Origin of the sequence: Psychrobacter sp. Rd 27.2 (assembly GCF_001921755.1) — a bacterium.
Taxonomy (GTDB): domain Bacteria; phylum Pseudomonadota; class Gammaproteobacteria; order Pseudomonadales; family Moraxellaceae; genus Psychrobacter; species Psychrobacter celer.
The window spans coordinates 1-373 of record NZ_MRYB01000120.1; the positions used below are offsets into that span (position 1 = coordinate 1).

Sequence of the window (373 nt, forward strand, 5' to 3'; positions counted from 1 at the left end):
CATAAAACATCCTTATTATGAGGTATCTGTTACGATATAGAACACTAGCTTCTGTGCTATTTTCTGTGCAGAGCGCGCTGGTATAGCGCCTTTATTTCGGTATCTAAGCCCGCCACCGGCCCATCGACAGGTACGTTTGGGGCCACTTCTTGGATAGATAAAGCGCTAATAGGAGAGGCTGATTTTGCGCCAAACTCCTCCATCCATTCACTCAACTGTTTTGAGGAGCTGACATAAACGATACGACCAAGCCCTGCCCACGCATGCGCCGCTGAGCACATTGCGCAGTGCTCCCCTGAGGTATAGACCACCGCTTTTGCACGTGCTTCAGGAGTCATGTTTTGAGCTGCCCACTTGGCAACGGCGATCTCAG

1 pseudogene is annotated in these 373 nt (G+C 50.7%); it reads right to left on the bottom strand.

Features of this window, described 5'->3' with window-relative positions:
* Nucleotides 1-56: 56 nt before the first annotated feature.
* Nucleotides 57-373, bottom strand: a pseudogene (locus BTV99_RS12850) (nucleoside deaminase); the annotation flags it as partial.